Raw genomic sequence first — 5,892 nt, forward strand, 5'->3', positions numbered from 1 at the left:
TACAGCAGAAACTCGACAAACTTCAGCGAGCCGTTTTGCTTTTAAGCGCACCAAAAGGCGTCGGTATTGTCAGCGGGGACAGTATGCAATTGTACGCGCAAGACAGCCTGACGCTGACCGCCGGTAAGCAGGTGGATATCGGCGCGACGAAGAAATTCACCGTCGCCGCCGGTGATCAAATCAGCCTCTACAGCCGACAGGGCACCAAAATGTTTGCCGCCAAAGGCGACATCGACGTTCAGGCGCAGGGCGGGAAATTCACCACCTGGTCAACGGACGATACGCATATTGCCAGTGGCAAAAAAATGACGGTGACAGCACAGGACGAGCTGGTTCTGGTCTGCGGCGGAGCCTACATCAAGCTGAAAGGCGGTAACGTTGAAGTTGGCGGGCCGGGGAAACTGCTGGTGAAAAATGGCGGCATCGTCAAGCAGGGCTCGGCCAGCATGCAGAGCGCGATGAAATCGTTCGAGCCGGAACAGTTCAATGAAGGGTTTGTCGTTACTCATCCGCTCAACGGCAAACCACTGGCTTCCCAGAAATATAAAATCACGCTGGATGACGGACAGATCATTGAAGGGCTGACTGATGAAAAAGGCATGACCTCTCTCACTCAATCACAAGCCGCGCAGGATATGGTCATTTCGTTACTGGATGGCGAATAAGGACTTCAAGGACCGAATATGAAAAAAATAACTAAATTAATCGTCAGCGCGCTCAGTCTTTCTGCGGTGATAAGTATGACAGGTTGTGCTGTTGGCCCCTGGGGAGGGCTGGCTATAGGTAACCCTTTTTCCGGAATAGCGGAAGCTCGTCAGGCTCGAGAATATAATGAAAGGCAAGAAGCTTTAAAAATTGAGGCTACTAAGAAGCAACAATTGGCTGCAACAATCTATAACCCGCCGCAGGTGATTTATCGTATCGATAAAAATCGCTATCTCACGCTGGAGGATTATTCGAACTGCGATGATGGTTCGATTTATTATCACAATGATAACAAGAAAATAAAAACGAAGCTCTGGTTCCTTTCCAGGGGAACAATGAACTACAAGGGCAAGTTTATCTGGGCGGCAAAAAATGACGACATACTGGCTCTGCCATTTGTTCGTGGTGATAACGATGCATGCGGGGACTCGCTAAGAGGTTGTGCTTACAGTATCTTGTCAGCCAGTAATGATGGTGGGAAAAAATTCAGTGATATTAAATTTGGTGCAATTAACAGCTCAAGCTCTAAAAATTACACAATCGTTTTGACTGATGATGCAATTTACTTCAAAAGCAACCTATATCCATCTACTGATAAGTATGCAATTAATAGCAATGGCGAGTTTTATAACGTAAGGCAAGCCTGGATCCAGGATGAATTTTACAAAGGAATGTTGAAGTTAGGTGTACCTGAAGATGTATTAGTTAAAGAAAACCCAATGGGATATTACGATCGCAAGCTAACTAATAAATATCATTACTCTGATGCCCAAGTGGATGCGCTGGGTATAAAAGCCGGCATTCTGTTTGATAAATACAATGATTCACCGCATACAGAAAAACTCCCCGATATAAAGAAAAATAATGAAGCCAGCAATCAATTTACCTGCAATGCCGCAATGGTCCCTTCTCAGCTAACAAATCAAGGATGACCATGAAAAAGCTAACTTTACTCGCAGGTACATTAGTATTCTCGCTGACCGGCCTGAATGGCTGTGCGGTGACACCGCCTCCGGTGCAAACATCCACGCAGCCAAAAAAGCTGGCAGTACAACCCATCCATAACCCGCCACAGGTGATTTATCGTATCGATAAAAATCGCTATCTCACGCTGGAGGATTATTCGAACTGCGATGATGGTTCGATTTATTATCACAATGATAACAAGAAGATAAAAACGAAGCTCTGGTTCCTTTCTAAGGGAACAATGAACTATAAGGGCAAGTTTATCTGGGCAGCGAAAAACGACGACATGCTGGCGCTACCGTTAGTGAGTGGAGATAACGATGCATGCGGGGACCCGCTCCGGGGTTGTGCTTACAGTATCTTGTCAGCCAGTAATAATGGCGGAAAAAATTTTAGTGATATTAAGTTTGGGGCAATTAATAGCTCAAGCTCTAAAAATTATACCATCGTTGTGACTGATGACGCTATCTATATCAAAAATGAAGGATATACCGCTGATAAATACATGGTCAATAGCACAGATGCATTCATACAGCCACGAGAGATTTTAATAAACGATATTTTTTACAAAAAAATGCTGACGATAGGTATCCCTCAAGATGTATTAGATAAGGAAAACCCTTTAGGAATAAGTGGTAGATTGTTATCAACAAAATATTCTTATACGGCCGAACAACTTTCTGAACTTGGTAGTAAAATAAGCATAATATATTATGACATAAGAAATAAAACACCCGAGGATGTAATTCCTAGCTTGGAGTTATCTTCTCAGATTACAACTCACTTTAGTTGTAATCTCGATTTACTTCCCCGCCAATCTGAAAATCAAGGATGATTTATGTCTGAAGCCTATCAACACGATCAACCTACTCGCTTACTGAACAGTGAAACGACACCTAATGGTATTCAACAAGCCAGAAGTACTATGAGTCCGCAAAATGTTTGTGTTCGGGGGGAGATAAGAAAAGATATCCAACTCCCGGGCTTGGTTATCTTTGTTCACGGCGTAAACTCGGAAGGTGAATGGTACACACCAGCGGAAGAAAACCTTTGTGAAGGGCTTAATCAGCGTCTTGGCCTGAAAGGCACAAATTTTGCCCTAAAACCCAATGCATATAATGAAGGCGGCATCTTTCCGGCAAAGATTACTAAAAGTGAACGTTCTCCAATTATTCGGTTTTACTGGGGATACTGCGCAAAACCAGGTACCGAAAAAGATTTCGCCATTCCGCTCAGAACAGAAAAAGGGATTAGCTATAATGATCTCAATGATGAACAGATAAAAAACAATAAATATCCATTTTTCTGGGGCGGTGGCCCTTTTCAAAACGGTTGTACTTCCCTGTATTCATTGTGGAGCAAGTACGGTTTCAGCAAATGGGTCAAAAAAATCCCTATCCCCTTCAGTACGCAGTTTATCAATGAAGAAACAGACCGTCTTTTGGCAAACGCACCGCCGCGTGAATATTACGCCCATGCAGCGGAACGACTGGCAAATTTAGTGAAGAAAATTCGCGAACTCAGCCCGACGGATACCGTCACCGTTATATCTCACAGCCAGGGCACCATGATTGCTACTGCCGCAGCGGCAATGGAGGGTGCCGCACCCGATGCGCTCTTTGTGATGAATTCACCGCTCTGTCTGGAAAGCAAAGGGATGGACTATCTCTCCTATCCATTAGCGGAATGTATCTCTGACGCCGCGAGACGTGTCACCTTTGCTGATATTGTCGGCAAAGTGGCTGAAAATAAGGACCGGCTTAAGAACGCCAACCCGAAGAAACTGGTCTGTGGTGTTGATGGTGCGTGCGAGAACTGGCAACCGGATGGGAAAACCTCCAATCCGGATGTTCCTGAGCGGGACAATCACGGACGCACGTATATTTATTGCAGCCCACATGACCGGGTAATGGGGTCGTCACCCTTATTGAGTATTGGCTGGCAAGGGCTTCCCAATACGAAAGCCAGCAACTATACCCAGCCGCACCCTGTTTTTGCGATGGTGCCGGAAAACTCACTTTTTGTGCGCATGCTCGCCCGTAATATGGCCTGTGGCGAAGCACCGAATCCGCAAACGCCGTTCGGTACGTTGCCGGATATGAGCAGGGACTGGAAACCAAATGGCGGTAAAACATTCTGGGACAGCAATGATTCTGTGTTTAGTCGCCAGGCATGGCCTGATCCGGACCCAAACCAAAAGCTGTTTATCAATGCCGAACAGGTCCCTCTGCCAATAACTGCGGAGCAGCTGGCTGATTTCGATAAAGACCGCAAACATATTGAAGACTTACCCGCCGATAAAGCAGCACATTCAATCTATCTGGCTGATAAAAATTATGACAGCTATGGTTATAGCTGGAGCACCAATGCCCCGGAAACAGGGAAGCCCAACGACAATACCTACAAATACTACATCAAACTCTATGGCTTCAATGAGCGCAAAACCTTCCCTGTGCCGCCAGGCTCTGGTTCTCCCTATGACAAACGGAATGTTGCCAGGGAAAGCGTTGAGCATATGCGTTCGCGCATAAGCCAGTATATTTCCCGGCCTGCCGACCACAGTGATTTACCTCAAAACCCGTTATTCCTTCAGCAGGTGATGGCCTACGACTTGCCGATAGGCTTCTGTAATATCGGTCAGAACGAAACGCAGATGCAGATGCTGCGCGATATGGCTGACTGGACACATATTGGCTCAGATGATTACTACCAAACAGGCACTTTCACGCCACCTCCGCTGCCGCCCATTATCCGTAAAGACGTAGATGCTGATGCCCGGCAGCGCTATGACGCCGCAGTGAAAAAGGCCGAGGCTGACAATATCGCATTAGTCCGGGCACAGAAACCGCAGGGAGAACTCGCATGAAAAATGTCGTGGTTCTTGGGGATAAAACTTCCCACGGCGGCGCTGTGGTTTCTGCTTCATCGACGTTTGAGATTGAGGGCAAAAATGCGGCGTTGCTACATGACATGGTGAGCTGCGAGGAACATGGTCCTAACCGCATTATCGAATGCGAGCCAGATTATGAGGAGCAGGGAAAAGGGATTGTGGTACATCTGTGCAAAACTGAATGTGGGTCGGTAGTCTATGCCAGCTTCCCTGATGCAGGGTTCGAATAATGGGCTGGTCAGTTCCCAAGGCAACGTTACCGCAAAAACCCATGTCATGGTCGCCGTGGGTCTGCGTGTTTATTTTTCTGCTGGCTTTTGCACTGGCTTTAGTCTGGGTAGTGCTCGATACGCCATCAACCGGGTTGTATCCGTTGTCTTCAGGGCATTATCTGCCGCTGACCGGCTTCACATTGGTGGGGATATTGTCGTGTCTGTCGCTTTATCTCCTGATATGGGAAGGGGGGGCGCTGATGTATTACAGCTGGACGCACTGGCAGGCAAATACAAACGCTGCGTGGCAAAACTGGACACATCAGCATCTGCATATTGTTGATAGCGTGAACTTCACCACCAGGCTGGATTTATACCCGCAGGTCGCGGGCCTCTCCCGTCCAGAAGGCGATAACGAGGAGCCTGCCGTGTTGCTGTTTCCTGACGATGACGTGCCGCCGGGGATTTATCGCTTTGAAATCATCTGCCGCCATATCCTGACGTCGTTTGAAGACGCAATCAAAACGCTGAATCTGCCCAGGGAGGGAACGTTCAGACTCTATGTGCAGACGCAAACGGAGGTGACTGAAACACACATTCTCTACCTCGAAGAGCTCTGGCAAACGCTTTATCCCGGTTACTCGTTACAGGTAAACCCTGTCGGCCCGCAGGCGTCTCTGGAAACTGTGGGAACCTGCTTAGACGCACGCACTCCCTCTCTCGTTATTGCGATGCAGTACTACGACGGTGTGGAGGAAAAGCCTCTCAGCGAAATCGCGACCGGCCTGCTGCTCTCCCCCGCCAACTTGCTTAGACCCGATGCCGTGCAAAATGCCCCGCAGCTCTTCAGAACCATGCCGCTAAATCTGAAAAAACTGCCGGAAGATTTGCGGGAACTGCGCGATATGTCGCAACAACCGGCAGAGTCTCTTCGTCTGGTGTGGTTCTCCGGGCTGACCGGCACCCTGCGTCAGAAGCTCAATGCCGTTGTCCATGACCTGAAATTACCGCTGCGCCAGGAAGCCCCTATGGGTGGGCAACTGGATTTCGACAAAGGTTGTGGAGGGTATGGTTCTCTTTCGGGCTGGCTGATGTTGGGGGCCGCTGCCGACATGATTA

General features: G+C 47.9%; 6 protein-coding genes. All 6 read left to right on the plus strand.

Annotated elements, in window-relative coordinates; all coding sequences use genetic code 11:
• The coding region (locus EVX52_RS24965) for a DUF2345 domain-containing protein (protein WP_240783501.1) at positions 1 to 665 on the plus strand (665 nt) is incomplete at its 5' end.
• A gap of 18 nt (positions 666 to 683) precedes the next feature.
• Complete coding sequence (locus EVX52_RS24970) at positions 684 to 1,637, plus strand: hypothetical protein (protein ID WP_129992342.1); 954 nt, start codon at positions 684 to 686, stop codon at positions 1,635 to 1,637.
• A gap of 2 nt (positions 1,638 to 1,639) precedes the next feature.
• Positions 1,640 to 2,506 carry a hypothetical protein gene (locus EVX52_RS24975; protein WP_129992343.1) on the plus strand — a complete coding sequence of 289 codons (867 nt, stop codon included), beginning with the start codon at positions 1,640 to 1,642 and terminating at the stop codon, positions 2,504 to 2,506.
• A gap of 3 nt (positions 2,507 to 2,509) precedes the next feature.
• Positions 2,510 to 4,537, plus strand: a complete 2,028-nt coding sequence (locus EVX52_RS24980) for a hypothetical protein (RefSeq protein WP_129992344.1) — start codon at positions 2,510 to 2,512, stop codon at positions 4,535 to 4,537.
• Complete coding sequence (locus tag EVX52_RS24985) at positions 4,534 to 4,791, plus strand: PAAR domain-containing protein (RefSeq protein ID WP_129992345.1); 258 nt, start codon at positions 4,534 to 4,536, stop codon at positions 4,789 to 4,791. Before EVX52_RS24980 ends, EVX52_RS24985 begins: the two co-directional genes overlap by 4 nt.
• A partial coding sequence (locus EVX52_RS24990; RefSeq protein WP_129992346.1) for a hypothetical protein occupies positions 4,791 to 5,892 on the plus strand: 1,102 nt, incomplete at its 3' end. The genes EVX52_RS24985 and EVX52_RS24990, both read left to right, overlap by 1 nt.

The sequence above is a fragment of the Rahnella sp. CFA14(1/10) genome (assembly GCF_004195095.1).
Classification (GTDB): Bacteria; Pseudomonadota; Gammaproteobacteria; order Enterobacterales; family Enterobacteriaceae; genus Rahnella; species Rahnella perminowiae.

Coding starts and splice junctions, on each gene's coding strand:
- EVX52_RS24970 (WP_129992342.1), top strand. CDS start 684: ATGAAAAAAATAACTAAATTAATCGTCAGCGCGCTCAGTCTTTCTGCG.
- EVX52_RS24975 (WP_129992343.1), top strand. CDS start 1,640: ATGAAAAAGCTAACTTTACTCGCAGGTACATTAGTATTCTCGCTGACC.
- EVX52_RS24980 (WP_129992344.1), top strand. CDS start 2,510: ATGTCTGAAGCCTATCAACACGATCAACCTACTCGCTTACTGAACAGT.
- EVX52_RS24985 (WP_129992345.1), top strand. CDS start 4,534: ATGAAAAATGTCGTGGTTCTTGGGGATAAAACTTCCCACGGCGGCGCT.